Source organism: Pseudomonas sp. N2-3-1-14, from assembly GCF_041228395.1.
Classification (GTDB): Bacteria; Pseudomonadota; Gammaproteobacteria; order Pseudomonadales; family Pseudomonadaceae; genus Aquipseudomonas.
This window is the reverse complement of sequence record NZ_CP166199.1, coordinates 4,502,415-4,528,218: the sequence shown is the minus strand read 5'-3', so window position 1 is coordinate 4,528,218 and position 25,804 is coordinate 4,502,415. Positions and strand designations below refer to the sequence as shown.

Below are 25,804 nucleotides of genomic sequence, written 5' to 3'. Positions count from 1 at the left end.
GTCGACCAAGGTCGTGTGCAGGATCTGGCTTATGTAGCTGCTGGCTGGTGTGGGAGCTGGCTTGCCTGCAATTCAGGCGCTGCGGTGTGAACGTTGCACCGTGGCGATGCTATCGCGGGCAAGCCCGGCTCCCACTCAAGCCGCGCCTACCGTTCGCGGGGCGGCAGGGTTTTTTGGCGCAGGATATAGATCGTCACCAGCACGGCACTGGTCAGCATGAAACCGCGTGCCCACGGCAGCGGCACCAGGTAGCAGGAGAAACCAATGCTCAACCACATCAGGCCGAGTGCGTAGACCTTGCCCTTGAGCGGAATGCCATTGCCGTCCAGGTAGTCTTTGATCCACGGGCCCAGGCGCGGGTGTTCCACCAGCCAGTGGTAGAAACGCGGGGAGCTTCGAGCGAAGCAGGCAGCGGCGAGTAGCAGGAAGGGCGTGGTCGGCAATACGGGAAGGAAGATGCCGATCACTCCCAGCGCCACGCTCAACCAGCCGATGGCCAGCAGTGCGTAACGCAGGAGCAGCGAGCGATTGCCCATGGGGGACACGGGCAAACGACTCAGTGGTGACGTGGCTTGAGGATCGCCGGTTTTTCGTCAGGGGCGTTGCACAACAGGTACAGGGCGGTCAGGGCTTCCGGGATCTGTACGATCATGTCGTCCATCAGGTTGGCGTCGGAAGCGATGTCGGAGAATTCCGGCTGGTCGTCGAACAGACCCGAACCGACCATGATCGGCAGCAGCATTTCGCTGACTTCTTCCTCGGCGGTTTCGAACCAGGCCGCTTCGCGCAGGAACACACCTTCCATGAAACCGATGCACCAGCCGCGCAGGTCGGAGTCATCCGGGTCTTCGCCCAGGTCCAGCTCGCAAGGCAGCTCGAATTCCTCGTCGGAAGCCAGTTGGCGACCGATGTGGGCCTTGAGGGCCAGCAGGGTGGATTCGATTTCTTCGCGTTGGGCGGCATCGGCGTAGTGCGGCTCTTCGGCGAACAAGGCGTCGATCCACTCACGGTCCGGCACGATGTCGGAAGAGATCGACAGGGCGGTCAGGTAGCCGTGGGCGGCCACGTAGTCCAGCGCCTCGTCATGCAGCTCATCGGCGTCGAGGAAGGCTTGCAGGCGGGTTAGTTGCTCAGCGAAGGACATTACGGCATACCTTGGGAATAAACGATGCGCAATTCTAGGCTTTCTTGAGCCCCCAGGCCAGCTGCAAGGCATATTTGCCAGGTTTAGATAGCAGTCGCTGTTCGTCAGTGGCGCCCTTTGCGGACCGACGCTCGGGTATACTGCCGCGTTTTGTGATGCCCCTGCAGGCCCAGCGCCCACCCGCGAAAACTTCGCTTACGGATTATTTCCCGTGAAGCCGGGGTTTTTCGGCCAGCCTGTACAGAGGGATTTCGGCACCATTTTGGAGTTTTACATGCTCGAGCAGGCTCAACGCGTCCTCAAGGACATCTTCGGCTACGACAGTTTTCGTGGCCGCCAGGGTGCGATCATTGAGCGCGTGGCCAGTGGCGGTGATGCCCTGGTGCTGATGCCTACCGGCGGCGGCAAGTCGTTGTGCTTCCAGGTGCCGGCGCTGTTGCGTAATGGCCTGGCCGTGGTGGTGTCGCCGCTGATCGCGTTGATGGACGACCAGGTCGCCACCCTTGAAGAGCTTGGTGTCGCCGCCGCGTCCTTGAACTCCACCCTCAGCGCCGAGCAGCAGCGCGACCTGGCCGCGCGCATCAAGCGCGGTGAAGTGAAGATGCTTTACCTGGCCCCTGAGCGTCTGGTGCAGCCGCGCATGCTGGCGTTTTTGCAGAGCCTGGAAATCGCCCTGTTCGCCATCGATGAAGCCCACTGCGTATCGCAATGGGGCCACGATTTTCGTCGCGAATATTTGCAGCTGGGCCAGTTGGCGGAATTGTTCCCCGACGTCCCGCGCATCGCGTTGACGGCCACTGCCGACAAACGCACCCGTGAAGAAATCGTCGAGCGCCTGCATTTGCAGAACGCCGAGCGCTTCCTGTCGAGTTTCGACCGGCCGAACATCTTCTACCGCATCGTGCCCAAGGAGCAGCCGCGCAAGCAGTTGCTGGCGTTCCTGTCCGAGCGGCGCAGCGATGCGGGCATCGTCTATTGCCTGTCGCGCAAGAAGGTCGATGAAGTGGCCGCGTTCCTCTGCGAGCAAGGCTATCCGGCGCTGCCGTACCACGCGGGCCTGCCCAATGAAACCCGCTCTGCCCACCAGAAGCGCTTTCTCAACGAGGAAGGCCTGATCATGGTGGCGACCATCGCGTTCGGCATGGGCATCGACAAATCCAACGTGCGCTTTGTCGCGCACATGGACCTGCCCAAGTCCCTCGAGGCGTATTACCAGGAAACCGGTCGCGCCGGCCGTGATGGCCTGCCGGCGGATGCCTGGATGGTCTATGGCCTGCAAGACGTAGTGATGCTCAAGCAGATGCTGCAGAACTCCGAGGGCGACGAGCGTCACAAGCGTTTGGAGCAACACAAGCTCGACGCGATGCTGTCGCTGTGTGAGGAGACGCGCTGCCGCCGCCAAACGCTGCTGGCGTACTTCGACGAAGACATGCCCGAGCCGTGCGGCCACTGCGACAACTGCGTGGACGGCGTGCAGACCTGGGATGCCACTGAGCCGGCGCGCCAGGCGTTGTCGGCTATTTATCGCACCGGCCAGCGTTATGGCGTGGGCCATCTGGTGGACGTGTTGCTGGGCAAGGACAACGAAAAAGTGCGCAGCTTCGGCCACGAAAAACTCTCGGTCTATGGCGTCGGCAAAGCCCGCGCTGAAGGCGAGTGGCGCTCATTGTTCCGTCAGATGGTCGCCCGCGGCCTGGTGGACATCGACCTCGAGGGCTATGGCGGCCTGCGCTTGAACGACAGTTGCCGGCCATTGCTCAAGGGCGAAGTGAGCCTGGAGCTGCGTCGCGACCTCAAACCGCAGACCACGGCCAAGAGCAGCACCAGCCAGGCCAGCCAGTTGGTCCGTGGCGAAGAGCGCGAGCAATGGGAAGCCTTGCGCACCCTGCGACGCAAACTTGCGCAGGAACACAGTGTGCCGCCTTACGTTATTTTCCCCGACTCCACGTTGCTGGAGATGCTGCGCGAGCAGCCGACCACCATGGCCGAAATGGCCCGGGTCAGCGGCGTCGGCGCGCGCAAGCTGGAACGCTACGGGCAAGCCTTCCTCGAAGTGCTCGGCGGCCAGGCCGAGGCGCCGAAGGAAGTCGCCGATATTCGCCACGAACTGATCAGCCTGGCGCGTGCCGGCATGACCCCGATCCAGATTGCCGGCCAACTGCAATGTTCGGAAAAAAACGTCTATACCCTGCTGGCCGAATCCATCGGCAAGCAGCAGTTGTCGTTGGAGCAAGCCCTTGATTTGCCGGAAGATCTGCTCGGTGAAATCCAGGATGCATTCCTCGACGGAGAGGGCGAATTGCCACCAGTTGCGGAGATCGCGCCGCTGTTTACCGGGCGTGTGCCTGAGGGTGTTTTGTATTGCGTGCGGGCTGCTTTGCAGTCGGAATTCGAAATTTAGTGTGCCAATTGCGCCAATGTAACGAATCAGTACATAGCGGCCCTTGCCTCCTGGCATGGCTCATGCTTAGCTGACTAATAATTAGCCACACTTTATTTTCAGTCTAAACCATGAGTTTTTTATGCCTTTAACCGATCAACACCGCTTTGGCATGCAGTTGGCGCAAATGTCCCGAGGTTGGCGCGCCGAACTGGACCGCCGCTTGGCGGGGCTGGGTTTGTCCCAGGCGCGTTGGCTGGTGCTGTTGCACCTGGCCCGTTTTGCGGAAGCGCCCACTCAGCGCGAGCTGGCTCAAAGTGTTGGCGTCGAAGGGCCGACGCTGGCCCGCCTGCTCGACAGCCTTGAAGGCCAGGGTCTGGTGCAACGCCAGGCGGTGCTTGAAGACCGTCGTGCCAAACGCATATTGCTGTGCGACACCGCCCGCCCATTGATCGACCAGATCGAAACCATTGCCACAGCGTTGCGCCATGAGCTGTTTGTGGGCGTGGATGAAGAGGATTTGCGCGTGTGCATGCGTGTGCATGGGCACATCCTGGCGAACCTGGAAAAGTCCTGATCCGGGATTCACCAGAAATTAAAAAGTGGGAGCTGGCGTGCCAGCTCCCACTTTTTTTGTGCGCTGCCTAGAACGTCTGGCCGAGGTTCAGGTACACCGCCTGCTGATTGTCATCATTGAACCCATAGCTGAAATTCAGCGGCCCCAACGGCGTATCAAACCCCAGGAAAACACTCGCAGCGTTGATGTAACCGCTGTCGAATTGGTTGTCGTTGTTCCACGCGCGGCCGCGTTCCACCGAGGCACCCAGGTACAGCGGGAAGTCCAACGGCAGGTACGAGCGCGGCGTCAGGCGGCGGTAGTACACCGCGCGCATCAGGGCGATGTTCTGCCCCGAGATTGCATCTTCGCGAAAGCCCGACAATTGCCGCGCACCGCCCAGCAGGAAGCTGGACACCACTACGTCGGATTTATCCAGCGTGCGCCCGTAACGGCCGCCCAGTATAAGCGTGTCCGGGCCGCGGCTCATGGCCTTGTCCAGTTTGAACTCCCACTGTCGATAGCGCTGGTCCGAGCCTAACCCGGGCTCGAATTCGCGGAACGCCAGGCCGATGTCTTCGCCGGTGTGCGGGAAGTACACGTTATCGAGCGAGTCGAACGAGTACTTCAGTTCATAGAAGCCCTCGCTGAAGCTCACGCTCGGCAGGTCGCGGTCGCCGATGCGCACGTCCGCCTTGCCCCAGGCTTCGCCGACGCCGAAGCGGATCTCGCCGCTGTTGCCGATCTGGCGGCCGACGTTCAAGCCAAAGCCATAACGCTCCAGGCGGTATTCGGAGATGGGGTCGTTGTCCAGAATCAGTTCAACGTTCTGCGCCTGGGCACTGATATAGGGCGCGACGAAGTAGCGTGAGCCGACATCCAGTGGCTGGTAGAACTCGCTGTACAGCTCTTGGCGATCACCGATCTGCACCCGCGTCAGCCATTCGGCGCCGAGGCGGTTGATGCCATTCATGCGGTAACTGGCGCCGAGGTTGAAGGCGCTGTCGCCGCGCATGTCATCCGACAGATTCAGGCCCAGGCGCAAGTAGTCGGTGCCGCTGCGTTTGCCGCGTGCGCTGATCACCAGGGTGTTGTCCTGGCCCTTTTTCACTACGCGGTATTGCACCTGCTCAAAGTAGTCCAGGCCGTACAGGGTGCCCATGTCGGTTTGCAGACGGCCCAGGTTCAGCGGCTCGCCCAGGTTTTGGCGGATGTAGTAGCGGATCACGTCATCGCTGACCTTCGAGTCGTTCTCCACTTTGATGGCGGTGATCACGGGGGTGCGCTCGCCGGGTGTGCGGGCCGCGATCAGTTGCGGGTCGACAGGCTCAGCAGGGCGCAGGTGCGCCAGGCGTACATCAAGCGCGCGGGTGGCGCGGTAGCCGGCGTCGATCATGTCCTTGGCGCGGCCGAAGTCCGTCACGCCGTAGGCCGCCAGCGGCGGTTGGATCAGCACATCCTTGGGGTGCAGCGCCTTGAGTTGCTCTTCGGAGTTGCGCCGGGTCATCAGGGTGATCGACTGGTTGAGCACATCGACCACAGTGGCAAGTTGCTTGCGCGAACGCAGCGGGGTGCCGATGTCGACCACGATGGCGATGTCGACGCCCATCTCGCGGGCCACGTCCAGCGGGATGTTGTCGGTCATGCCGCCGTCCACCAGCAGCCGGCCGTCGATTTCCACCGGGGCGAACACCGCCGGGATCGACATGCTCGCGCGGATCACCTGGGGCAGGTGGCCTTTGTTGAACACGACTTTTTCGCCGGTGGTGATGTCGGTGGCCACTGCGCGGAACGGGATCGGCAGCTTGTCGAAGTTACGCGTGTTGCTGCTGTGGGCGAACATGCTTTCCAGCAGCAGTGCCAGGTTCTGACCCTGAATCACGCCGAGTGGCAGGCCGAGGCTGCCGTCGTCGCGGAAACTGAGCTTCTGTTTGACCAAAAAGTCGCGGTCATCCTGTTTGCGTCGAAACGGCACGTCTTCGCGCGGCGGTGCGTCGGACAGCGCTTGTTGCCAGTCGATATTCAGCGCGAGCTTTTCCAGCTCATCAATCTTGTAGCCCGAGGCGTACAGCCCGCCAATCACCGCGCCCATGCTGGTGCCGGCAATCGCATCGATCTGGATCCCTTGCTCTTCCAGAGCCTTGAGCACACCAATGTGCGCCAGGCCACGCGCGGCGCCGCCGGACAGCACGAGGCCGATTTTGGGGCGGGGTGTTTCAACGGCGTCGGCGAGCAGTGGAAGCAAACACAGAAACAGGCAAGACAACAGGCGGCGCATCATGAATCTCGAGGCTGGGCGAAAGGCCGGTATTATAGCCACCCGATCCACCCAGCCCGTTATGCCAGGAACCTCTCAAATTATGTCGCTGAGCAAACCCGAGATCGTCATCACCTATTGCACCCAGTGCCAGTGGCTGTTGCGCGCCGCGTGGCTGGCCCAGGAGTTGTTGAGTACGTTTGCCGATGACCTGGGTCGTGTGGCGCTGGAGCCGGCCACCGGCGGCGCGTTTCGCATCACCTGCGATGGCGTGCAGATCTGGGAGCGCAAGGCCGACGGCGGCTTCCCCGAAGCCAAGGTGCTCAAGCAGCGCGTGCGTGACCAGATCGACCCGCAGCGCGATCTGGGCCACAACGACCGCAAAGCCTGAGCATCAGGCCGTCGCCGCAGGCGCTTTGGCCTGGCTGGTGCTGCCCATCAGCCCGGAAAGCACGATGGCGACGATGATCAGCGCGCCGCCCAGCAGCATGCGCAAGGTTGGGGTTTCGGCAAACAGCACCCAGGCCGCGGTGATGCCGTAGACCGGCTCCATGGCAAACACCACCGAGGCGGTGCGCGCCTTGATCACCGCCAGGCTGGCGACAAACAGGCTGTGGGCCAGGCCGGTACAGAACACCCCGAGCAGCCCGATCCACAACCAGTCAATTGCCCGCACATCCGCCAGTCCGGGTGCCGCCACCGGCAGCAGACAAGCCGCGACCACCAGGTTCTGACACAGCGCCGCCTGCACCGCGGGGATGCGCCCGGAACTGGCGCGGTTGTTCAGCGACAGCAACGAGAACAGCAAACCCGAGGCAATGCCCCAGAGCAGGCCGCCGGTGGCTGCGCTGGCGAGGTTGAAGTCTGGCGTCACCAGGATCAGGCCGACACTGACCAGTACCACCAGCAGCACTTCATTGGCGCGAATGCGCTCGCGGAAGATCAGCCCTTCGAGAATCACGGTAAATGCCGGGAACGCGGTAAACCCAAGCGTGGCGACGGCCACGCCGGCGACTTTGACCGCGATGAAGAAGGTCACCCAATGCGCCGCGAGCAGTACGCCGCTGATCAGCAGGCGGCGCCAGTCGCGCATCTGGAGTGTTTTCCAGGTGGTGTTGCTGGCGAATCGCGCAAACACGGCGAGCGCCACCACGGCGAAGGCCGCCCGGCCGAAGACGATGATGGCGGGCGAGGCCGCCGCCAGCTTGCCGAATACGCCGGTGAGGCCAAACATCAGTGCGCCGATATGCAGGGCGCCGAGGGCTGAGCGGGGAGTCATTGCGATCCTTGAATCAACGGGGTGACAGAATCGCAGTCTAGAGGTTGGAGGTGTGGGCGTCTGTCGTCCGGCTCGCGTTTTTTGTCGCAAGACTATGATGAGCGCCGCAATGCGCCCGGTGATGCGCTAAATTCACGCAACATCGCGGCGGCAAACGCACTTTGCGAGCTGTAGCCGACGCGCTCGGCAATGTCGCCAATGGGCAGCGGCGTGTTGCGCAACAGGTTCAAGGCCATCTGCAGGCGGCGCCCGCGAATGTAGTCCATCGGCGTCTGCCCGCACTCGGCGATAAAGCGCGCGTGCAGGCGCGCGACCGACAGGCCGGCAATGCGCGCAAGGTCCGCGACCTGCAACGGATGCGCAACGTGTCGTTCGATATGCGCATCAAACGCCGCATACGGCAGGCGCCGCCCCGGCATCGGTTGGGCCAGCGGGTGATTGAGGCTGGCCAATAACAGCACCGCGCCTTGCTGCACGATCAACGGGTCATCCACCGGGCTGTGCGCCAGCCATTGCACCAGCTGGCTTTGCCGCGAATCCAGAGTCAGGCGCGCCGGTTGATCGAGCAGGCGGCGGCTAGCCTCGGCATGCTCGCCCAAGGAGTGCAGCACCCAGTGTTCGGTGGGCACATCCAGCACCAGGCACCGGCTGCCATCGCGGCTGCCGCAGGCGTGGTGAGCGGAAAAGGGCAGCACCATCACGCTGCTTTCGCGCACCTGGCTGCCCCGGCCATCGACTTCCAGGTCCAGGTGCCCGGACAGGCCGAACACCAACTGCGCATGGTCATGGCTGTGGGCAAGAGGCTCTTCGAGGTAGTGGCGCAGCGTGAGCGTCGGTCTCATCGCGGTCTCCTGAGGGTGCAGGGCGCCAGTCTACAACGCTTCACGGGCATCAGGCGCTGTCATCAGACTGACGCACCGCTGTCATGGGCTGTTAACCACCAGGGCGCAAGCTCGCTAAAACAGCGTCGAGGGATGCCCATGACCCGTGCCGAATTCGCCAAACCCGGTCCTAAACAACGGGTTCGTACCTTGTGGATTTCCGACGTGCACCTGGGCACGCGGGACTGCCAGGCCGAACACTTGTCGCGGTTTCTCAAGGGCTACCACGCCGACAAGGTGTACCTGGTGGGCGACATCATTGACGGCTGGAAAATGCGCGGCGGCATGTATTGGCCCCAGGCCCATACCAACGTGATCCGCCGCTTGCTGACCATGGCCAAGCGCGGCACCGAGGTGATCTATGTCACCGGCAACCATGACGAGTTCCTGCGGCGCTATTCCAAGCTGATCCTGGGCAATATCCAACTGGTGGACGAAGCGGTGCACGTCACCGCCGATGGCCGTCACTTGCTGGTAATTCACGGCGACCAGTTTGATGTGATCACCCGTTACCATCGCTGGCTGGCGTTTCTCGGCGACTCGGCCTACGAGTTCACCCTCACGCTGAACCGCTGGCTCAATCACTGGCGGGCACGGTATGGCTACGGCTACTGGTCGCTGTCGGCGTACCTCAAGCACAAGGTCAAGACGGCAGTGAGCTTTATCAGCGACTTTGAGGAGGCGATCGCCCACGAAGTCACCAGGCGCGAGCTGCATGGCGTGGTCTGCGGGCATATTCACCACGCGGAAATTCGCAAGGTGGGCGAGGTGGATTACCTCAACTGCGGGGACTGGGTGGAGTCGTGCACGGCGCTGATCGAGCACTGGGACGGGCAGATCGAGTTGTATCGGTTGGCGGATGCGCAGGCGAAAGAGGCGCAGCTCAAAGCCGAGATGGTTGCGGGCTAAAGGCCTCACTCCGTTCAAATGTGGGAGCTGGCTTGCCTGCGAATGCGGAGTGTCAGTCAATATATTGGGTGACTGTCACACTGCATTCGCGGGCAAGCCCGCTCCCACATTTATTCCCCGTTTCTTCAGTTGCAGACGTCGGCGATGGCCTCGGCCAGCAGGGTCAGGCGCGTCGCATCAATCCCGGCCACGTTAGCCCGCCCCGAACTGACCATATACACGCTGTGCTTCTCGCGCAGTTGCTTGACCTGTTCGGCACTCAAGCCGGTGTAGGAAAACATCCCGCGCTGCGCACCGATATGCGCAAAGCGTTCGGCCAGCCCGTGGGGCGCCAACGCCTCCACCAGGCCGGAACGCAGCTGCGCGATCCGTGAGCGCATGGCTTCGACTTCGTCGCTCCAGCGCTTTTTCAGCTCGGCATCCCCAAGGATGGTCGCGACCACGGCGGCGCCATGATCCGGCGGCGTCGACCACAGATTGCGCGCGGTGTTTGCCAGCTGGCTGCGCACATCCGTGAGCTTTTCAGCATCCGCCGCGCACACGATCAACGCGCCGACACGGTCGCGGTACAGGCCAAAGTTTTTCGAGCAGGAGCTGGTGATCAGCACTTCCGGCAGCTCGGCGGCAAACAATCGCACGGCCCAGGCGTCTTGCTCCAGACCGTCGCCGAAGCCTTGATAGGCGAAGTCGATCAGCGGCAGCAATTGGCGCTCGCGCACGATCTGCAACACCTGGCGCCAGTCGTCCTGGGACAGGTCAAAACCAGTCGGGTTGTGGCAGCACGCATGCAGCAACACCACGTCGCCCTCGGGCACCGTGGCAAGTGTTGCCAACATCGCGGCCACATCCAGGCGGTTGTCGGCGCCCACATAGGGGTAGTGACTGACCTTGAGCCCGGCCTTGGCGAAGATGGTTTCGTGGATCGGCCAGGTCGGGTTGCTCAGCCACACGCCACGCCCCGGCAGGTTATGGGCGATAAAGTCCGCGCTCAGGCGCAGGGCGCCGGTGCCGCCAGGGGTTTGCGTTGCGCCGGCGCGGCGGTCGCGGATCAAGGCCGAGTCGGCGCCGAGCACCAGTTCGCTGATCAGCGCACCGAATGCCGCATCGCCGTGGCCGCCGATGTAGGTCTTGGTGGTCTGGGCGTCTACCAGCCGCTGTTCGGCGAGTTTTACCGAATGCGGAATCGGCGTGAGGCCCTGGTCGTCTTTATAGACGCCGACACCCAGGTCGAACTTGTTCGGGTTGCTGTCCTGGGCATACAGGTCCATCAGCCCGAGGATCGGGTCGCCGGGCACGCGGCCAATGGCATCGAAATGCATTACTTGCGGCCCTCGGCGTCCTTGGCCACTTCGTCCGTGCGCGCGGCCATGATGAAGTCGTTGCGGTGCAAGCCTTTGATCGAGTGGCTCCACCAGGTCACGGTGACTTTGCCCCACTCGGTGAGCAGGCCTGGGTGGTGGCCTTCGGCTTCAGAGATTTCGCCCACGGCGTTGGTAAAGGCCAGGGCAAATTTGAAGTTCTTGAACAGAAAAACCTTTTCCAGCTGCATCACGCCGTCGCGGACTTCGATGTTCCAGTCGGGAATCTGCTTGATCAGTACCGGCAACTCTTCATCGCTGACTTGCGGGGCGTCGGCACGGCAGGCTTCGCAGTGGGCTTGGTTCAAGGTGGTCATGGGAAGTGTCCTGAATTCGAGTGTTTGAAAAACGGTCGTCAGTGGCGTCACCCTAAAGCAACGCGCGGCCAGGGAACAGACTCACCTGGCCTGAAAACGTAAGGTTCAAGCTGCTTTGGGTTTGGGCGGAAATTTCGGCGCGTGCAGACCCAACTGCATACCGCGCTCGACCATGCCCATGATGTCTTCCTGTGCCACGTCGAACAGGCGCTTGAGCTCAGGCAGGACGAAATACAGCGGTTGCAGGATGTCGATCCGATACGGCGTGCGCATCGCTTCGAGCGGGTCGAAGGCTTGGTGCTCGGGCTCATCCGACAGGCAGTACACGCTCTCCTTGGGCGACGACAGAATGCCGCCACCGTAGATGCGCCGGCCTTGCGGGGTGTCCACCAGGCCGAACTCGATGGTCATCCAGTACAGGCGCGCCAGGTACACGCGCTGTTCCTTGGTCGCGGCCAGGCCGAGCTTGCCGTAGGTGTGGGTGAATTCGGCGAACCAGGGGTTGGTCAGCAGCGGGCAGTGGCCGAAGATCTCGTGGAAAATATCCGGCTCTTGCAGGTAGTCCAGTTCTTCGCGGGTACGAATAAAGGTCGCCACCGGAAACTGCTTGCTGGCGAGTAATTCGAAGAAGGTCTGGAAGGGGATCAGTGCCGGCACGCGGGCGACTTGCCAGCCGGTGGTCTCGGCCAGCACCTGGTTGATTTCACCCAGTTGCGGAATGCGGTCCAGCGGCAGGCCGAGCTTGTCGATGCCGTCCAGGTATTCCTGGCAGGCGCGGCCCTCGATCACTTTCAACTGGCGCGTGATCAGGGTGTTCCACACCGCGTGTTCTTCCGGCGGGTAGTGGATAAAACCTTGCGCATCGGGCTCGCGGGCCACGTAGTGCGTTTGCTTCATACGGCTCTCCTGCTAGGCATTCGTTCTTGTTATGTCCTGCGATGAGCCTATTGATAACCCTTGAGGCGCCGGATTCCATCGGGCTGCGGCTTAATGCTGTAGGAAATGTTACCGTTTTTTGTAAAGTATTCGTTACGATAGTCCGTCTCATCCTTGTCTTGGGCTGTGAAATGCTCACGGGCTGTCACATAATCTTGACGACTATCTGCGCCCAGCGGCAAAAAGACGCGGCGCCTTCCCACCTTTCGGGCTTTTTCATGCGTATTAAAGTGCACTGCCAGAACCGCATCGGCATCCTGCGGGACATCCTCAACCTGTTGGTGGAGTACGGCGTCAACGTCGCGAAGGGCGAGGTCGGCGGCGAACATGGCAATGCGATTTACCTGTTTTGCCCCAACCTGGTGAACATGCAATTTCAGGCGCTGCGCCCGCAATTTGAAGCCATTGCCGGGGTGTTTGGCGTCAAGCGGGTAGGGCTGATGCCCAGCGAGCGTCGGCATATGGAGCTCAATGCGCTGCTTGGCGCCCTGGAATTTCCGGTGCTGTCGATCGACATGGGCGGCTCCATCGTTGCCGCCAACCGCGCGGCGGCGCAGTTGCTCGGGGTGCGCGTGGACGAGGTGCCGGGCATTCCACTGTCGCGCTACGCCGAAGACTTCGATCTGCCGGAACTGGTGCGGGCGAGCAAGTCGCGCATCAATGGCTTGCGGGTCAAGGTCAAGGGTGACGTATTCCTGGCGGACATCGCGCCGCTGCAATCCTCCGAACACGATGACAGCGAAGCCATGGCGGGGGCCGTGCTGACCCTGCACCGCGCCGACCGCGTCGGGGAACGCATCTACAACGTGCGCAAGCAGGAACTGCGTGGTTTCGACAGCATCTTCCAGAGCTCCAGGGTCATGGCGGCCGTGGTGCGCGAGGCGCGGCGCATGGCGCCTTTGGATGCGCCTCTATTAATAGAAGGCGAAACCGGCACCGGCAAAGAGCTGTTGGCCCGCGCTTGTCACCTGGCCAGCCCGCGTGGGCAGTCGCCATTGATGGCGCTCAATTGCGCAGGCTTGCCGGAGTCAATGGCCGAGACTGAGCTGTTTGGCTACGGGCCTGGTGCATTTGAAGGCGCGCGGGCCGAAGGCAAGCTGGGTCTGTTGGAGCTGACGGCAGGCGGTACGTTGTTTCTCGATGGCGTCGGCGAAATGAGCGCGCGTCTGCAGGTGAAATTGCTGCGTTTTCTGCAGGACGGATGCTTTCGCCGGGTGGGCAGTGATGAAGAGGTTTACCTGGATGTACGGGTGATCTGTGCGACGCAGGTGGACTTGTCTGAGCTTTGCGCCCGCGGCGAATTCCGCCAGGACCTTTATCACCGCCTCAATGTGCTGTCGCTGCATATCCCGCCGCTGCGCGAATGCCTGGATGGGTTGGCGCCGTTGGTTGAGCATTTCCTCGATCAAGCCAGCCGGCAGATCGGCTGCCCGCTGCGCAAGCTGGCACCGGCTGCGATGGATCGGCTCAGCCACTATCACTGGCCGGGCAATGTGCGCCAGCTGGAAAACGTGCTGTTTCAGGCGGTGTCGTTGTGCGAAGGCGGGACGGTCAAGGCTGAGCATATTCGCTTGCCGGATTACGGCGTGCGTCAGCCGCTTGGCGATTTCTCGTTGGAGGGCGGGTTGGAGCAGATCGTCGGCCGGTTCGAGAAGGCAGTGCTGGAGGCTTTATATGCCGAGCATTCCAGCAGCCGGCAACTGGGCAAACGCTTGGGCGTGTCGCACACCACCATCGCCAATAAGCTGCGTGATTACGAAATCCTCAAGGGCGACAAGTGAACGCATCCCCTGTGGGAGCTGGCAAGCCAGCTCCCACATTTGTTATTTGTCATCTTCAAGACCTGTGCTTGCCGCAGGCGGCAGTAGTCCGCCGTTTTTTCGACTCTCGTCCAGCCTCATAATCTCCGTGCCTCCCCGCAAACCCCCGTACTGCCTGGACTTTTCCTCGTTTTTAAAAGTTGGTTCGCAAATTGCTTAAGCCTCATCAGTACAGCGGTGGGCGGCAAGCGTCCGTCAGAAAGAGGATAGAGCGTGGACAAGTACCTTTATGTGGCAATGACCGGCGCCAGCCAGAATGCACTGGCGCAGAAGGCCCATGCCAACAATCTGGCGAACATCTCCACCAACGGTTTTCAGCGTGACCTGGAGCAGGCGCGTTCGATGCCGGTGTTTGGTGACAGCTTTCCGGCGCGCGCGTTTGCCATGACCGAGCGTCCGGGCACCGACTTCTCCCCGGGCGCCATGATCGAAACCGGTCGTGACCTCGATGTAGCGGTCAGCGGCGACGGTTGGATGGCCGTGCAAACCCCCGATGGCAGTGAAGCCTACGTGCGCAGCGCCAGCATGAATGTGGATGCGCTGGGCGTGCTGCGGGCCGGCAACGGCATGCCGATCATGGGCAACGGTGGCCCGATTGCGGTGCCGCCGCAGCAGAAAATCGAAGTGGGTGCCGACGGCACCATCAGCATCCGCGCCATGGGTGAAGGCCCGCGGGTCATGGCTGAAGTGGACCGCATCAAGCTGGTCCAGCCGGACCTCAAGAACATGACCAAGGGCCTGGACGGCACCATCCACACCAAGGATGGCCTGCCGGCCCAGGCGAACGCCAACGTCACGCTGACGTCGGGCTTCCTGCAGGCAAGCAACGTCAACGCCGTTGAAGAAATGACCGCGGTGCTGTCGCTTTCCAAGCAGTTCGAGCTGCACATCAAGATGATGAACAGCGCCAAGGAAGACGACCAGGCCATGACCCGCGTTCTGGCGATGAGCTGATTGGCGCGTTACTGACCGACTACTAATTTTGCAGCGCAGCGCCAACAAACAGGCGCACGAAGGAGAACAGCATGCTTCCGGCTCTATGGGTTGCCAAAACCGGTTTGTCCGCCCAGGACACCAACCTGACCACCATTTCCAACAACTTGGCGAACGTGTCGACCACGGGCTTTAAACGTGACCGCGCCGAGTTCCAGGATTTGCTCTATCAGATCAAGAAGCAGCCGGGCGCCCAATCGACCCAGGACAGCGAATTGCCGTCGGGCCTGCAACTGGGTACCGGTGTGCAGATCGTTGGCACGCAGAAGAACTTCAGCGCCGGTAACCTGCAGCAAACCGGTCAGCCATTGGACATGGCCATCAACGGGCGCGGCTTCTTCCAGATCCTGCAACCCGATGGCACCACGTCCTACACCCGTGACGGCACGTTCCACCTCGACTCCAATGGCCAGATCGTCACGGCCAACGGTTTCGCCCTGGAGCCGGCTGTTGTGGTTCCAGCGGACGCCAAGACCTTCACCGTCGGCAACGACGGCACTGTGTCGATCACCGTGGCCGGCAACCCGGCGTCGCAAGTGATCGGCAACCTGCAAACCGCCGACTTCATCAACCCGGCCGGCCTGCAAGCGATGGGTAACAACCTGTTCCTGGAAACCGCCTCCAGCGGCGCGCCGCAAATCGGCACCCCTGGCCTGAACGGTTTTGGCACCACGCTGCAAAGCACCCTGGAAACTTCCAACGTCAGCACGGTTGAGGAGATGGTCAACATGATCACCACTCAGCGCGCCTATGAGATGAACTCCAAGGTGATTTCCACCGCCGACCAGATGCTTTCGTTCGTAACGCAGAATCTGTAATCAAGTCTATGGGGCGCCATCGACGGCGCCTGCAACACCGTGAGGTAAGGGTCATGAATCGCTATGTTTCTGTTCTGGCATTGAGTGGGATCGCCGTGCTCGCGGGCTGTGTCGCCCCGACGCCAAAACCCAATGACCCGTACTACGCGCCGGTGTTGCCGCGCACGCCGTTGCCGGCGGCGGCCAACAATGGCTCGATCTACCAGGCCGGTTTCGAACAGAACCTGTACAGCGACCGCAAGGCGTTCCGCGTGGGTGACATCATCACCATCACCCTGAACGAGAAAACCCAGGCCAGCAAAAACGCCAACTCGCAGATCGGCAAGACCAGCAAGACCAGCATTGGTCTGACGTCGCTGTTCGGTGGCGTGCCTAACACCAACAACCCGCTGGGCAGTGGCGACCTGAGCCTGGACGCCGGCTACAGCGGCGACCGCGCCACCAACGGCAAAAGTGCGGCGGGGCAGGGCAACAGCCTGACCGGTTCGATCACCGTGACCGTCGCCGATGTATTGCCCAACGGCATCATCGCCGTACGCGGTGAAAAGTGGATGACCCTCAACACCGGCGACGAGCTGGTGCGCATTGCGGGCATGGTCCGCGCCGATGATATTTCCACCGACAACACCGTGCCGTCGACGCGGATTGCCGATGCGCGCATTACCTACTCGGGTACGGGTTCGTTTGCTGATGCGAGTCAGCCGGGCTGGTTCGACCGTTTCTTCCTTAGCCCGCTGTTCCCTTTCTAGGTGGCCACTTTGAAACTCAAACAGCTGATGGCTGCCGCGTTGTTGCTGGCCTTGAGCACAGGGGCCTTTGCTGAGCGGTTGAAAGACATCGCCAGTATTTCCGGCGTGCGCTCCAACCAACTGATCGGCTACGGCCTGGTGGTGGGGCTTAACGGCACGGGTGACCAGACCACCCAAACCCCGTTCACCCTGCAGACCTTCAACAACATGCTCTCGCAGTTCGGCATCAAGGTGCCCGCGGGCTCGGGCAACGTGCAGCTGAAAAACGTTGCGGCCGTGTCCATCAGTGCCGACTTGCCGGCGTTCGCCAAGCCGGGTCAGGTGGTGGACATCACCGTCTCGTCCATCGGTAACTCCAAAAGCCTGCGCGGCGGCACGTTGCTGATGACGCCGCTCAAGGGTATCGACGGCAATGTCTACGCCATCGCCCAGGGCAACCTGGTGGTCGGTGGTTTTGACGCCGAGGGCCGTGACGGTTCGAAGATCACCGTTAACGTGCCGTCTGCCGGACGAATTCCAGGTGGCGCCATGGTGGAACGCACCGTGCCCAGCGGCTTCAACCAGGGCAACAGCCTGACCTTGAACCTCAACCGTTCGGACTTCACCACCGCCAAGCGCGTGGTCGACAAGATCAACGACATGCTCGGCCCTGGCGTCGCCCAGGCCATTGACGGCGGCTCGATCCGCGTCACCGCGCCACTGGACCCAAGCCAGCGCGTCGATTACCTGTCGATCCTGGAAAACCTTGAGGTCGATCCAGGCCAGGCGGTGGCCAAGGTCATCATCAATTCGCGTACCGGCACGATCGTGATCGGTCAGAACGTCAAGGTATCGCCGGCGGCCGTGACCCACGGCAGCCTGACCGTGACCATCACCGAAGACCCGATCGTCAGTCAGCCTGGGCCCTTGTCCAATGGCCAGACGGCGGTGGTGCCGCGTTCGCGGGTGAATGCTCAGCAAGAAGCCAAGCCGATGTTCAAGTTCGGCCCCGGCACCACGCTGGACGAGATTGTCCGCGCGGTGAACCAGGTGGGCGCAGCCCCAGGCGACTTGATGGCGATCCTCGAAGCGCTGAAACAGGCCGGCGCCTTGCAAGCCGACCTGATAGTGATCTGAGCCATGGTCATGGATATGCGCCAGAGCGGGATCAGCAGCACGGCAGATTCGGGGTCTTACTCCGACCTGAACCGGCTTAACCAGCTCAAGGTCGGCGCCGACAAGAACAGCGAAGGCAACATGCGCAAAGTCGCGCAGGAGTTCGAGTCGCTGTTTCTCAGCGAGATGCTCAAGTCCATGCGCTCGGCCACGGAAGCGCTGGGCAAGGACAACCCGCTGAATACGCCGGCGGCCAAGCAATACCAGGAAATGTACGACCAGCAGTTGGCGGTTTCGATGTCTCGCGAAGGCGGTGGCATTGGCCTGGCCGACGTGCTGATGCGCCAGATGCAGAAGAACAAGCCGGTGGACGCCCAGGCGGCCACGTTGCAGGGCCCGGAGGCGGCGCAAGCGCCGGCGAAGAAGGTCGATGTGCCGACGGAAATCGCCGCAGGCACCCAGGCCGCAGGGCCGTTGGGCCGCTCCAACGGTCAGCGTCCGCTGTGGGCTTATCGCGTGGCCGTGCCTGAAGGCGCGAGTACGCACGCCAACGACATGGAGCTGATGAACCAGCGCCGTATCGCCTTGCCGAGCAAGCTGACTGACCGTCTGTTGGCCGGTATCGTGCCGAACGCGCCGGTCGCCATCGATGCCAAGAGCGCGCCGCTGCGTAACAGCGCCGCCGCCGACAACGTGGTCAACAGCAGCGCGCGCAGCATTGCCGTACCGAGCGGGCGCATGCAGGTGTATGGCCGCGCCATCGCCCAGCCACCGCTGGCGCCGGCGAAGAAAGCCTTCAGCTCGCAGGATGAATTTGTCGCCACCATGCTGCCGATGGCCAAGGCGGCCGCCGCGCGCATCGGTGTCGACCCCAAGTACCTGGTGGCCCAGGCCGCGCTGGAAACCGGTTGGGGCAAATCGGTGATGCGCGCCGAGGACGGCAGCAGCAGTCACAACCTGTTCGGCATCAAGGCCGGGCAGAGTTGGCAGGGCGGCCAGGCGCGTGCAATTACCAGCGAGTTTCGTGATGGGTCGATGGTCAAGGAAACGGCGCAGTTCCGTTCCTACAACTCCTATCAGGACAGCTTCCACGATCTGGTCACATTGCTGCAAAGCAATGATCGCTATAAAGAAGTTGTGAAATCAGCCGACAACCCGGAACAGTTTGTGCGCGAGTTGCAAAAAGCCGGATATGCAACCGACCCGGACTACGCCAGCAAGATTTCGCAGATCGCCAAAACGATGAACAGTTACCAGGATTACGCTGCCGCGGGCGCCTCCACTCATTTATAAGGTCTGAATCATGAGTTTGCTCAATATCGGGATGTCGGGGCTCAACGCCGCTCAAGGATCGTTGTCGGTCCTGAGTAACAACATTGCCAACGTCAACACCCCGGGATACTCGCGTCAGCAGACCACCCAGAACGCCAGCGCCAGCAATCAGTACGGTGGCGTGTACATCGGCAGCGGCACGACCCTGGCGGATGTGCGCCGCATCTATAACGATTTCTTGGGCGCCGCTTACCAGAGCAGCACGGCCCTCAACAGCGACGCCACCGCCTACGCGGGCCAGGCGGCTGCGATTGACAAGACCCTGTCTGACAAGTCCACCGGCATGTCTGCCGTGCTCAGCGCGTTTTTCGCGTCCCTGCAGACCGCGGCAGCGACCCCCAGCGACGTGTCCGCGCGCCAGCTGCTGGTGACCAGCGCCCAGACCTTGAGCGACCGCTTCAACGCGATCTCCACCCAACTGACCCAGCAAAAAGAAAGCATCAACAGTCAGCTGAGCACCATGAGTGATCAGGTCAATAAGCTGACCTCGTCGATTGCCTCGCTGAACACGCAAATTTCAACCGCCCAGGGCTCGTCGACCAGTGCGCCGGCCAACCTGCTGGATGCGCGTAACGAGGCAGTGCGTTCGCTCAACGAGCTGATCGGCGTAACGGCCACCGAGAAGAACGGCCAGTTCAGCATCACCACCGGCACCGGCCAGTCGCTGGTCGAAGGCGGTGTGGCCAACACGATTTCGGCGGTGCCGAGCAAAACCGACAACAGCCAGTACACCATTCAGCTCAACATGGGCGACACGCCGATGGACATCGGCAACGTGGTGTCCGGCGGCAGCATCGGCGGCCTGTTGCGTTATCGCAGTGATGCGCTGATGCCGGCCATCAATGACCTGGGCCGCATTGCCATTGCCACCGCTGACAGCGTCAACAGCCAGTTGGGCCAGGGCCTGGACCTGAACAGCGATTTCGGTTCTTCGTTGTTCAGCGACATCAACAGCGCCGCGGCCATCACCCAGCGTAGCCAGGCAGCCTCGGGCAACAGCGCAGGCTCGGGCAACCTGAATGTGACGATTGCCGACAGCAGCAAGCTCTCGACCTTCGACTACAAAGTCACCTTCACCAGCGGCAACCAGTACAACGTGGTGCGCTCCGACGGCAAAGCCATGGGCTCGTTCGACACCACCACCACGCCGCCGCCCGTGATCGACGGCTTCACCCTGGCACTGGATGGCAAGGGGCCGATGGCTGCCGGTGACAGCTTCAAGGTCAGCCCGACGGCGACCGGGGCCAGCAACATCAGTGTCGACCTCAAGGACCCGAACAAGCTCGCGTTCGCGGCGCCACTGGCCGGTAATTCCAGTACTACCAACACCGGCACCGGCACGTTCACACCACCGACATTGACGCTGCCGATCGATATCAATGGCGGCGCCGCCAGCGCGCAATTGCGCACCGGGATCGAAAACTCGATGCCAGTGAAGATGGTGTTTGGCAAGCCTGCGGCAGACGGCACCCAGTCCTACACAGTGAGCGATGCCCAGGGCAACTCGATCGGCACCGGCAGCATCATTCCGGGCCAGGGCAACAAGGTCTCTATCAGTGTGCCAATGCGTGATGCCAGCGGCACGTTGATTCCAGGCAAGAGCTTCAGTTTCGACACCACGGTGGCGGGCGCACCCGCCAACGGCGACAGCACGACTTTCTCGTTCAACAGCGGCGCCACCTCCGATGGCCGCAACGCTCAGCAATTGCTGGGTTTGCAGACCAAGGCGACGGTCGGCGCGGTAGATGGCAATGCGGGCGTGAGCCTGGTCAGCGCCAACAGCCGGCTGGTGTCCCAAGTCGGTTCCAAGGCTGCTCAGGCCAACACCGACAGCACCGCCACCGGCGCATTGCTGGCCGCGAACAAGGCGGCCAGCGACTCGGTGTCCCAGGTCAACCTGGATGAGGAGGCGGGCGACATGATCAAGTTCCAGCAGTACTACACCGCGTCGTCGCAGATCATCAAGGCCGCGCAAGAAACCTTCAGCACACTGATCAACGCCCTTTAAAGGAGTCTGGAACGATGCGTATCTCTACACAGCAGTATTTCGACACCAGCTCCGCCAAATATCAGGATAACTATTCGGGTGTGGTGAAGGCTCAGGACCAGGCCAGCTCCGGCGTGCGCGTGCAGACCGCTTCGGATGATCCGGTAGCCGCCGCGCAATTGCTGATGCTGCAACAGCAGAAAGACATGCTGGGCCAGTACAACGGCAACATCACCAGCCTGCAAAACTCGCTGACCAACGAGGAAAGCGTGTTGTCGAGCATCAACACGGCCATGCAAACCGCCAGCGGCCTGGCGTTGCAGGCGGGTAACCTCAAGCTCAGCAATGACGACCGCAAGGCTATCGCCGCTCAGGTCGGCGCGCTCGAAGACCAGGTGTTGGGCCTGCTCAACACCAAGGATTCCAGCGGCAACTACATGTTTTCCGGGGCCAAGACCGACACGCCGCCCTACAGCCGTAACAACGATGGCACCTACACCTACCAGGGTGATGAGACGCCGCTGAGCCTGCAAGTGTCGAGCAACTTGACGGTTGCCGCGGGCGATACCGGCAAGACGCTGCTGGAAAGCTCCGGCAACACCGGTCGCACTCAGGCGACGATTTTGCCGCCGGCGGTCAACGACGGCAAAATCGCGATTTCGGCGGGCCTGGTCACCTCGGGCACCGCTTACACGAAGAATTTTGCCGATGGCCAGCCGTACAAGCTGACCTTCTCCAGCAGTACCCAATACAGCGTGACCGACAAGGACGGCAACGACGTTACGTCCGAGATCTCCGGTAACGGCACATTTGATTCCACCAAGGAAGGCGCGTCCAGCGTCAACCTGCGCGGGGTCAAGTTCGACATCAGCCTGAACCTTGGGTCTGATGTGGCCTCGGGCGCGCCGTCTGACGCGCTGGTGGCGGGCAAGGCCTTTACGCTGGAGAGCAAGCCGGACACGTTCAGCAGTTCGCGTACAGCCAGTAATCCGTCTACGGCGCAGTTGACCGGTGGCCGGGTCACCGACCAGGCGGCCTACGCCAGCACCTTTCCGAACTCGGGCGCGGTGATCAAGTTCACCAGCGGCAATGACTATGAGGTGTACGCCCAGCCGTACTCGGCGAACAGCAAGTCAATTGCCACGGGCACCATGGCCACCGGCGCGACGTCGATCACGGCTGCCGGGGTGACCTTCGATGTGAGCGGTGCGCCGGGGGCGGGTGATCAGTTTTCGGTGAATGCCACCAGCAACAAGAACATGAACGCCCTGGACACGCTGGGCCAACTGCGCAAGGCGCTGGAAACCCCGGCCGATGGCGACCCGGTTGCCATGAACAATCTCAAGGACGTGATCAATACCTCCATCGGTAACCTGGCCAATGCTTCGGCGCAGATCGACCAGGTGCGTGGCTCGATTGGCGCGCGCCAGAACGCCCTGGATATCCAGAGCCAGGAAAACACCAGCCTGGGGCTGGCCAACACCTCCACCATGTCATCGCTGGCGAACGTCGACATGGGCCAGGCGGCCATTGACCTGACATTGCAGCAGACCATGCTGCAGGCTTCGCAGCTGGCGTTTGTGAAGATCTCCCAGTTGAGCCTGTTCAGCCGCATGTAACGGGCGAGCGTACAAGCGGCCCACCCTGGCAACAGGGTGGGCCGTTGTCGTTTCTGGGGCCGAGAATGTTGCAGGGTTTTGCACAAAGCGCACAAAATTGAGTGACCTGTGAGTCATAAAGCGCATCTTCACTGTATCGTGTGAAAAGGATAAGTCGTCGCAGGGTCTTTGCGCGGGGGCTTTCAGCGATATTTTTACGGGGTTATCCCCTTTATTGTCAGCGCTCCCGGCGTAGCCCGAGGGGTGTTATCCAGCTATTTAGTATTGGGAAGCCACAATGATTGGCATAAAAAGCATCGCCAGTTACGTGCCGGCAGACGGGGTCGATAACTACGCCCAGGGCGCCAAATTCGCCAAGGATGAGGACTTCATCATTGGCAAGATCGGTTCGGCGTTCCTGCCGCGCAAGGATGCTGCGCAGGAAACCTCCGACCTGTGCGTCGAGGCGGTCAACGCCTTGTTTGCCAACAACCCTGATTTGAAGCGCGAGTCCATCGACGCGCTGATCGTCGTGACCCAAAACGGCGATGAGGAAGGCTTGCCCCACACGGCCGCCATCGTCCAGGACAAACTGGGCCTGCCGACCCATGTGGCGGCGTTTGATATCTCGCTGGGTTGCTCGGGCTATGTCTACGGCATCTACGCGATGAAAGGCTTCATGGAAGCCACCGGCCTGAAAAACGGCCTGCTGATCACCGCCGACCCGTATTCGAAGATCGTTGACCCGGAAGACCGCAACACCACCATGCTCTTCGGCGATGCCGCCACTGCCACCTGGATGGGTGAAGATGCGCCGTGGTTGCTCGGCAAGTCGAAGTTCGGTACTGACGGTTCCGGTGCGCCGCATCTGAAGGTCAGCGATGGCGTGTTTTTCATGAATGGCCGCCAGGTGTTCAACTTTGCCCTGCTCAAAGTGCCGGCGCATCTGCATGAGCTGCTCAACGAATCGCAGCTCAAGGCTGACGAAATCGATGCCTTCTGCATTCACCAGGGCAGTGCGGCGATTGTCGACGCCGTGGCCCGGCGTTTTGAAGACGCCCCGGTGGAGAAATTCATCAAGGACATGGTCGAGACCGGCAATACCGTGTCTTCCAGCATTCCGCTGCTGCTTGAAAAGCACATGATGGACGGCGACTGGAAGCGTGTCGCGATCAGCGGATTTGGGGTTGGCTTGTCGTGGGGTTCGGCGATTCTCTATCGTCCGTGATGCCCTGATAGAGCTGCACACAAAAACGCCCAGGCTTGTAAAAGCCTGGGCGTTTTTTATTTGGCGCCAGAAAACCCAGCATTTGCGGGCGTTTGGGCTGTCGTAAATGCTTGAATTACAAAGGATGGCCCGTTGCTAGTAAAAAAAATCAAAAAAGTCCTCAAGCAACCTGCATTCACGACGATAACTATTACGAAGGTTCTCTAGGCCACACCCGGCGGTTGCCAGGGCCGGAAGCCGCAGTACACCACCCACGAGGATTTCGTCATGGCTTTAACAGTAAACACTAACCTTGCTTCGTTGAACGTTCAGAACAACCTGAACAAGGCTTCCGGCGCCCTGCAAACTTCCATGCAGCGTCTGTCCTCCGGCCTGCGTATCAACAGCGCCAAAGACGACGCGGCCGGCCTGCAAATCTCCAACCGTCTGACCAGCCAGATCAACGGCCTGGGCGTTGCAATCAAAAACGCCAACGACGGTAGCTCGATTGCTCAGACCGCTGAAGGCGCAATGCAGCAGTCCACCAACATCCTGCAAAGCATGCGTACCCTGGCTCTGCAATCCGCCAACGGCTCGCCAAGCGCTGAAGACCGTAAGTCGAACCAGGCTCAATACGCAGCGCTGACTGCTGAATTGACCCGTATCGCTACCACCACTACTTTCGGTGGCAAGAACCTGCTGGACGGTTCTTTCGGTACTACTTCGTTCCAGGTCGGCGCCAACGCCAACCAGACCATCGACATGAGCATCGGTAACGTTGCAGCCAACAACATTGGTTCGCAGCAGCTGAAAACTCAAGGCGTAGCGCCAAGTGCAACCGGCGTTGCCGGCGGCGCAATCACCGTTACCGGTGGCGGCCAGTCGACCAACCTGACCATCGCTGCCGGCGCTTCCGCCAAGCAGATCGCTGCTCAAATGAACGGCGCTGTCGGCGGCCTGGCTGCTACTGCCAGCACTGTTGCCCAGTTCTCCGTTGACTCCACTGCCATTGCTGCTGCCAGCCCTGCCAGCGCCAACTTCACCCTGAAAGTCGGCAGCGGTACCGCTGTCCAGTTCACTGGCGTGACCAGCACTTCGGACCTGGCTGACCAGCTGAAGTCCAACGCTGCCAAACTGGGCATCACCGTTAACTACGATTCGACCACCAACGCTCTGTCGGTCAAGTCCGATACCGGTGAGAACCTGACCTTCAACGCTGGCGATGCCGGTGCTGTTGCAGGTGTCAAGGTCGCTACTCAGGACGGCAGCGGTGCATTCGGCACAGCCGTTGCACTGGACGCTGGCCCGATCGTCGCTACTGGCGCAGTGTCGCTGAACTCCTCCAGCAGCTACTCGCTGAGCGGCGCCGGTGTGACCGGTCTGTTCGCAGCTACTGGTACTGCTGCCAACTCCACCAAAACCACCGTCAACAACACTGACATCACCACTGCTGCCAACGCACAGAACTCGATCGACGTGATCACCCAGGCGATCTCGGACATCGACTCCCAGCGTGCCGGTCTCGGTGCTGTACAAAACCGTTTCGACAACACCGTTGCCAACCTGCAGAGCATCTCGGACAACTCCAGCGCCGCTCGCGGTCAGATTCAGGACGTTGACTACGCTGCAGAAACTGCTCAGCTGACCAAGCAACAAACCCTGCAACAGGCTTCCACTGCGATCCTGTCCCAGGCCAACCAACTGCCTTCCGCTGTGCTGAAGCTGCTTCAGTAATAGCCATCGGTAGATGAATGACGGAAGGGCGCGTTTACGTGCCCTTTTGTCTTTTGCGTGATGAGGAGATTGGGCATGGACATGAGCGTGAAGTTGAACCTGTCTTATCCGGCAGTGGCGCCACAGAGCGCTCCTGCTCCCGTGAACAACGACCCGCAGAAAACCAAGGTTGATCCTTTGGCTGCGACGGTCCAACCCAAGCAGGACTCGAAGCCGTCCGACCTTGAACAGGCGGTCACGGATATTCGCAAATTCGTCCAGGCTGCCCAGCGCAACCTGGACTTTTCCATTGATGACTCCACCCATCAAGTAGTCGTCAAGGTCATAGCGACCGAAAGCGGCGAGGTCATTCGTCAGATCCCATCGGAAACGGCATTGAAACTCGCACAAAGCCTTCATGACGCCAGCAGCGTATTGTTTGACGCCAAAGTCTGAGCTGGCATGAATTTTGTTG

At 61.2% G+C, this 25,804-nt stretch carries 23 protein-coding genes; 15 read left to right on the top strand and 8 right to left on the bottom strand.

The genetic code is table 11. The features are described 5' to 3' along the window. Nucleotides 1–146 precede the first annotated feature (146 nt). Entirely contained in the window at nucleotides 147–536 is a 390-nt protein-coding gene (locus AB5I78_RS20885) for a YbaN family protein (protein ID WP_145158921.1), read from the bottom strand. A gap of 20 nt (nucleotides 537–556) precedes the next feature. Then, the gene (locus tag AB5I78_RS20880; protein WP_106576431.1) at nucleotides 557–1,144 is read right to left on the bottom strand and encodes a YecA family protein; all 588 of its coding nucleotides are present in this window, start codon (nucleotides 1,142–1,144) and stop codon (nucleotides 557–559) included. Nucleotides 1,145–1,418: 274 nt separating this feature from the next. Here AB5I78_RS20880 and recQ point away from each other — a divergent pair, with 274 nt between their 5' ends. Both recQ and AB5I78_RS20870 read left to right on the top strand, forming a co-directional pair. Next, nucleotides 1,419–3,545, top strand: coding sequence for a DNA helicase RecQ (gene recQ, locus AB5I78_RS20875; RefSeq protein WP_053258024.1), 2,127 nt, complete (start codon nucleotides 1,419–1,421; stop codon nucleotides 3,543–3,545). Between the two features lie 121 nt (nucleotides 3,546–3,666). Further along, entirely contained in the window at nucleotides 3,667–4,101 is a 435-nt protein-coding gene (locus AB5I78_RS20870; RefSeq protein ID WP_106576432.1) for a MarR family transcriptional regulator, read from the top strand. A 67-nt stretch (nucleotides 4,102–4,168) separates the two neighbouring features. Here AB5I78_RS20870 and AB5I78_RS20865 read toward each other — a convergent pair whose 3' ends face one another. Beyond that, entirely contained in the window at nucleotides 4,169–6,358 is a 2,190-nt protein-coding gene (locus tag AB5I78_RS20865; protein ID WP_145159577.1) for a patatin-like phospholipase family protein, read from the bottom strand. Nucleotides 6,359–6,440: 82 nt separating this feature from the next. On the opposite strand from AB5I78_RS20865, the gene AB5I78_RS20860 reads away from it, so the two are divergent. Continuing rightward, nucleotides 6,441–6,728 (top strand): SelT/SelW/SelH family protein, encoded by a 288-nt coding sequence (locus tag AB5I78_RS20860; protein ID WP_242195653.1) that lies wholly within the window; start codon nucleotides 6,441–6,443, stop codon nucleotides 6,726–6,728. A 3-nt stretch (nucleotides 6,729–6,731) separates the two neighbouring features. On the opposite strand, the gene AB5I78_RS20855 is transcribed toward AB5I78_RS20860, so the two are convergent. Together AB5I78_RS20855 and AB5I78_RS20850 are read right to left on the bottom strand one after the other, a co-directional pair. After that, nucleotides 6,732–7,616, bottom strand: a complete 885-nt coding sequence (locus AB5I78_RS20855) for a DMT family transporter (protein ID WP_145158915.1) — start codon at nucleotides 7,614–7,616, stop codon at nucleotides 6,732–6,734. A 92-nt stretch (nucleotides 7,617–7,708) separates the two neighbouring features. After that, a complete protein-coding gene (locus tag AB5I78_RS20850; protein ID WP_369301267.1) occupies nucleotides 7,709–8,458 on the bottom strand; it encodes an AraC family transcriptional regulator in 750 nt (249 codons plus the stop codon). A gap of 138 nt (nucleotides 8,459–8,596) precedes the next feature. Between AB5I78_RS20850 and AB5I78_RS20845 the strand changes: the two genes are divergently transcribed. Then, nucleotides 8,597–9,406: a UDP-2,3-diacylglucosamine diphosphatase gene (locus AB5I78_RS20845; protein WP_145158911.1), complete on the top strand. Its 810-nt coding sequence runs from the start codon at nucleotides 8,597–8,599 to the stop codon at nucleotides 9,404–9,406. Between the two features lie 125 nt (nucleotides 9,407–9,531). Here the strand turns inward: AB5I78_RS20845 and AB5I78_RS20840 are convergent, their stop codons facing one another. The 3 genes from AB5I78_RS20840 to phhA form a co-directional block, all read right to left on the bottom strand. After that, the gene (locus AB5I78_RS20840; protein ID WP_369301265.1) at nucleotides 9,532–10,725 is read right to left on the bottom strand and encodes an amino acid aminotransferase; all 1,194 of its coding nucleotides are present in this window, start codon (nucleotides 10,723–10,725) and stop codon (nucleotides 9,532–9,534) included. Further along, nucleotides 10,725–11,081 (bottom strand): 4a-hydroxytetrahydrobiopterin dehydratase, encoded by a 357-nt coding sequence (locus AB5I78_RS20835; RefSeq protein ID WP_106576439.1) that lies wholly within the window; start codon nucleotides 11,079–11,081, stop codon nucleotides 10,725–10,727. The genes AB5I78_RS20840 and AB5I78_RS20835 overlap by 1 nt, the downstream gene beginning before the upstream one ends. 105 nt (nucleotides 11,082–11,186) lie before the next feature. Further along, nucleotides 11,187–11,978 carry a phenylalanine 4-monooxygenase gene (phhA, locus tag AB5I78_RS20830; RefSeq protein WP_145158906.1) on the bottom strand — a complete coding sequence of 264 codons (792 nt, stop codon included), beginning with the start codon at nucleotides 11,976–11,978 and terminating at the stop codon, nucleotides 11,187–11,189. A gap of 257 nt (nucleotides 11,979–12,235) precedes the next feature. Between phhA and AB5I78_RS20825 the strand changes: the two genes are divergently transcribed. From AB5I78_RS20825 to AB5I78_RS20775, 11 genes are all read left to right on the top strand, one after another. Beyond that, a complete protein-coding gene (locus AB5I78_RS20825) occupies nucleotides 12,236–13,798 on the top strand; it encodes a sigma-54-dependent transcriptional regulator (RefSeq protein ID WP_369301263.1) in 1,563 nt (520 codons plus the stop codon). A gap of 252 nt (nucleotides 13,799–14,050) precedes the next feature. Then, nucleotides 14,051–14,791, top strand: coding sequence for a flagellar basal body rod protein FlgF (gene flgF / locus AB5I78_RS20820; protein ID WP_369301262.1), 741 nt, complete (start codon nucleotides 14,051–14,053; stop codon nucleotides 14,789–14,791). A 71-nt stretch (nucleotides 14,792–14,862) separates the two neighbouring features. Beyond that, a complete protein-coding gene (gene flgG, locus AB5I78_RS20815; protein ID WP_005790105.1) occupies nucleotides 14,863–15,648 on the top strand; it encodes a flagellar basal-body rod protein FlgG in 786 nt (261 codons plus the stop codon). 53 nt (nucleotides 15,649–15,701) lie between these two features. Continuing rightward, nucleotides 15,702–16,397 carry a flagellar basal body L-ring protein FlgH gene (flgH, locus tag AB5I78_RS20810; RefSeq protein WP_003214607.1) on the top strand — a complete coding sequence of 232 codons (696 nt, stop codon included), beginning with the start codon at nucleotides 15,702–15,704 and terminating at the stop codon, nucleotides 16,395–16,397. A gap of 27 nt (nucleotides 16,398–16,424) precedes the next feature. Beyond that, a complete protein-coding gene (locus AB5I78_RS20805; RefSeq protein WP_145159575.1) occupies nucleotides 16,425–17,513 on the top strand; it encodes a flagellar basal body P-ring protein FlgI in 1,089 nt (362 codons plus the stop codon). Between the two features lie 3 nt (nucleotides 17,514–17,516). Then, nucleotides 17,517–18,785, top strand: a complete 1,269-nt coding sequence (gene flgJ, locus AB5I78_RS20800) for a flagellar assembly peptidoglycan hydrolase FlgJ (protein WP_242195639.1) — start codon at nucleotides 17,517–17,519, stop codon at nucleotides 18,783–18,785. A 10-nt stretch (nucleotides 18,786–18,795) separates the two neighbouring features. Next, nucleotides 18,796–20,832, top strand: a complete 2,037-nt coding sequence (gene flgK, locus AB5I78_RS20795; RefSeq protein ID WP_242195637.1) for a flagellar hook-associated protein FlgK — start codon at nucleotides 18,796–18,798, stop codon at nucleotides 20,830–20,832. 14 nt (nucleotides 20,833–20,846) lie between these two features. Then, nucleotides 20,847–22,430 (top strand): flagellar hook-associated protein 3, encoded by a 1,584-nt coding sequence (locus AB5I78_RS20790; RefSeq protein ID WP_145158896.1) that lies wholly within the window; start codon nucleotides 20,847–20,849, stop codon nucleotides 22,428–22,430. Between the two features lie 277 nt (nucleotides 22,431–22,707). Beyond that, nucleotides 22,708–23,637, top strand: a complete 930-nt coding sequence (locus tag AB5I78_RS20785; RefSeq protein ID WP_145158895.1) for a ketoacyl-ACP synthase III — start codon at nucleotides 22,708–22,710, stop codon at nucleotides 23,635–23,637. Between the two features lie 267 nt (nucleotides 23,638–23,904). After that, the gene (locus AB5I78_RS20780) at nucleotides 23,905–25,350 is read left to right on the top strand and encodes a flagellin (RefSeq protein ID WP_145158893.1); all 1,446 of its coding nucleotides are present in this window, start codon (nucleotides 23,905–23,907) and stop codon (nucleotides 25,348–25,350) included. A gap of 75 nt (nucleotides 25,351–25,425) precedes the next feature. Continuing rightward, nucleotides 25,426–25,785 (top strand): flagellar protein FlaG, encoded by a 360-nt coding sequence (locus tag AB5I78_RS20775; RefSeq protein WP_145158891.1) that lies wholly within the window; start codon nucleotides 25,426–25,428, stop codon nucleotides 25,783–25,785. The last annotated feature ends 19 nt before the right edge of the window (nucleotides 25,786–25,804 follow it).

Coding starts and splice junctions, on each gene's coding strand:
- AB5I78_RS20805 (WP_145159575.1), top strand. CDS start 16,425: ATGGCTGCCGCGTTGTTGCTGGCCTTGAGCACAGGGGCCTTTGCTGAG.
- AB5I78_RS20880 (WP_106576431.1), bottom strand. CDS start 1,144: ATGTCCTTCGCTGAGCAACTAACCCGCCTGCAAGCCTTCCTCGACGCC.
- flgH (WP_003214607.1), top strand. CDS start 15,702: ATGAATCGCTATGTTTCTGTTCTGGCATTGAGTGGGATCGCCGTGCTC.
- AB5I78_RS20850 (WP_369301267.1), bottom strand. CDS start 8,458: ATGAGACCGACGCTCACGCTGCGCCACTACCTCGAAGAGCCTCTTGCC.
- AB5I78_RS20775 (WP_145158891.1), top strand. CDS start 25,426: ATGGACATGAGCGTGAAGTTGAACCTGTCTTATCCGGCAGTGGCGCCA.
- AB5I78_RS20835 (WP_106576439.1), bottom strand. CDS start 11,081: ATGACCACCTTGAACCAAGCCCACTGCGAAGCCTGCCGTGCCGACGCC.
- phhA (WP_145158906.1), bottom strand. CDS start 11,978: ATGAAGCAAACGCACTACGTGGCCCGCGAGCCCGATGCGCAAGGTTTT.
- flgG (WP_005790105.1), top strand. CDS start 14,863: ATGCTTCCGGCTCTATGGGTTGCCAAAACCGGTTTGTCCGCCCAGGAC.
- flgJ (WP_242195639.1), top strand. CDS start 17,517: ATGGTCATGGATATGCGCCAGAGCGGGATCAGCAGCACGGCAGATTCG.
- AB5I78_RS20785 (WP_145158895.1), top strand. CDS start 22,708: ATGATTGGCATAAAAAGCATCGCCAGTTACGTGCCGGCAGACGGGGTC.
- AB5I78_RS20845 (WP_145158911.1), top strand. CDS start 8,597: ATGACCCGTGCCGAATTCGCCAAACCCGGTCCTAAACAACGGGTTCGT.
- flgK (WP_242195637.1), top strand. CDS start 18,796: ATGAGTTTGCTCAATATCGGGATGTCGGGGCTCAACGCCGCTCAAGGA.
- AB5I78_RS20885 (WP_145158921.1), bottom strand. CDS start 536: ATGGGCAATCGCTCGCTGCTCCTGCGTTACGCACTGCTGGCCATCGGC.
- AB5I78_RS20840 (WP_369301265.1), bottom strand. CDS start 10,725: ATGCATTTCGATGCCATTGGCCGCGTGCCCGGCGACCCGATCCTCGGG.
- AB5I78_RS20865 (WP_145159577.1), bottom strand. CDS start 6,358: ATGCGCCGCCTGTTGTCTTGCCTGTTTCTGTGTTTGCTTCCACTGCTC.
- AB5I78_RS20870 (WP_106576432.1), top strand. CDS start 3,667: ATGCCTTTAACCGATCAACACCGCTTTGGCATGCAGTTGGCGCAAATG.
- AB5I78_RS20780 (WP_145158893.1), top strand. CDS start 23,905: ATGGCTTTAACAGTAAACACTAACCTTGCTTCGTTGAACGTTCAGAAC.
- AB5I78_RS20790 (WP_145158896.1), top strand. CDS start 20,847: ATGCGTATCTCTACACAGCAGTATTTCGACACCAGCTCCGCCAAATAT.
- AB5I78_RS20860 (WP_242195653.1), top strand. CDS start 6,441: ATGTCGCTGAGCAAACCCGAGATCGTCATCACCTATTGCACCCAGTGC.
- AB5I78_RS20855 (WP_145158915.1), bottom strand. CDS start 7,616: ATGACTCCCCGCTCAGCCCTCGGCGCCCTGCATATCGGCGCACTGATG.
- recQ (WP_053258024.1), top strand. CDS start 1,419: ATGCTCGAGCAGGCTCAACGCGTCCTCAAGGACATCTTCGGCTACGAC.
- AB5I78_RS20825 (WP_369301263.1), top strand. CDS start 12,236: ATGCGTATTAAAGTGCACTGCCAGAACCGCATCGGCATCCTGCGGGAC.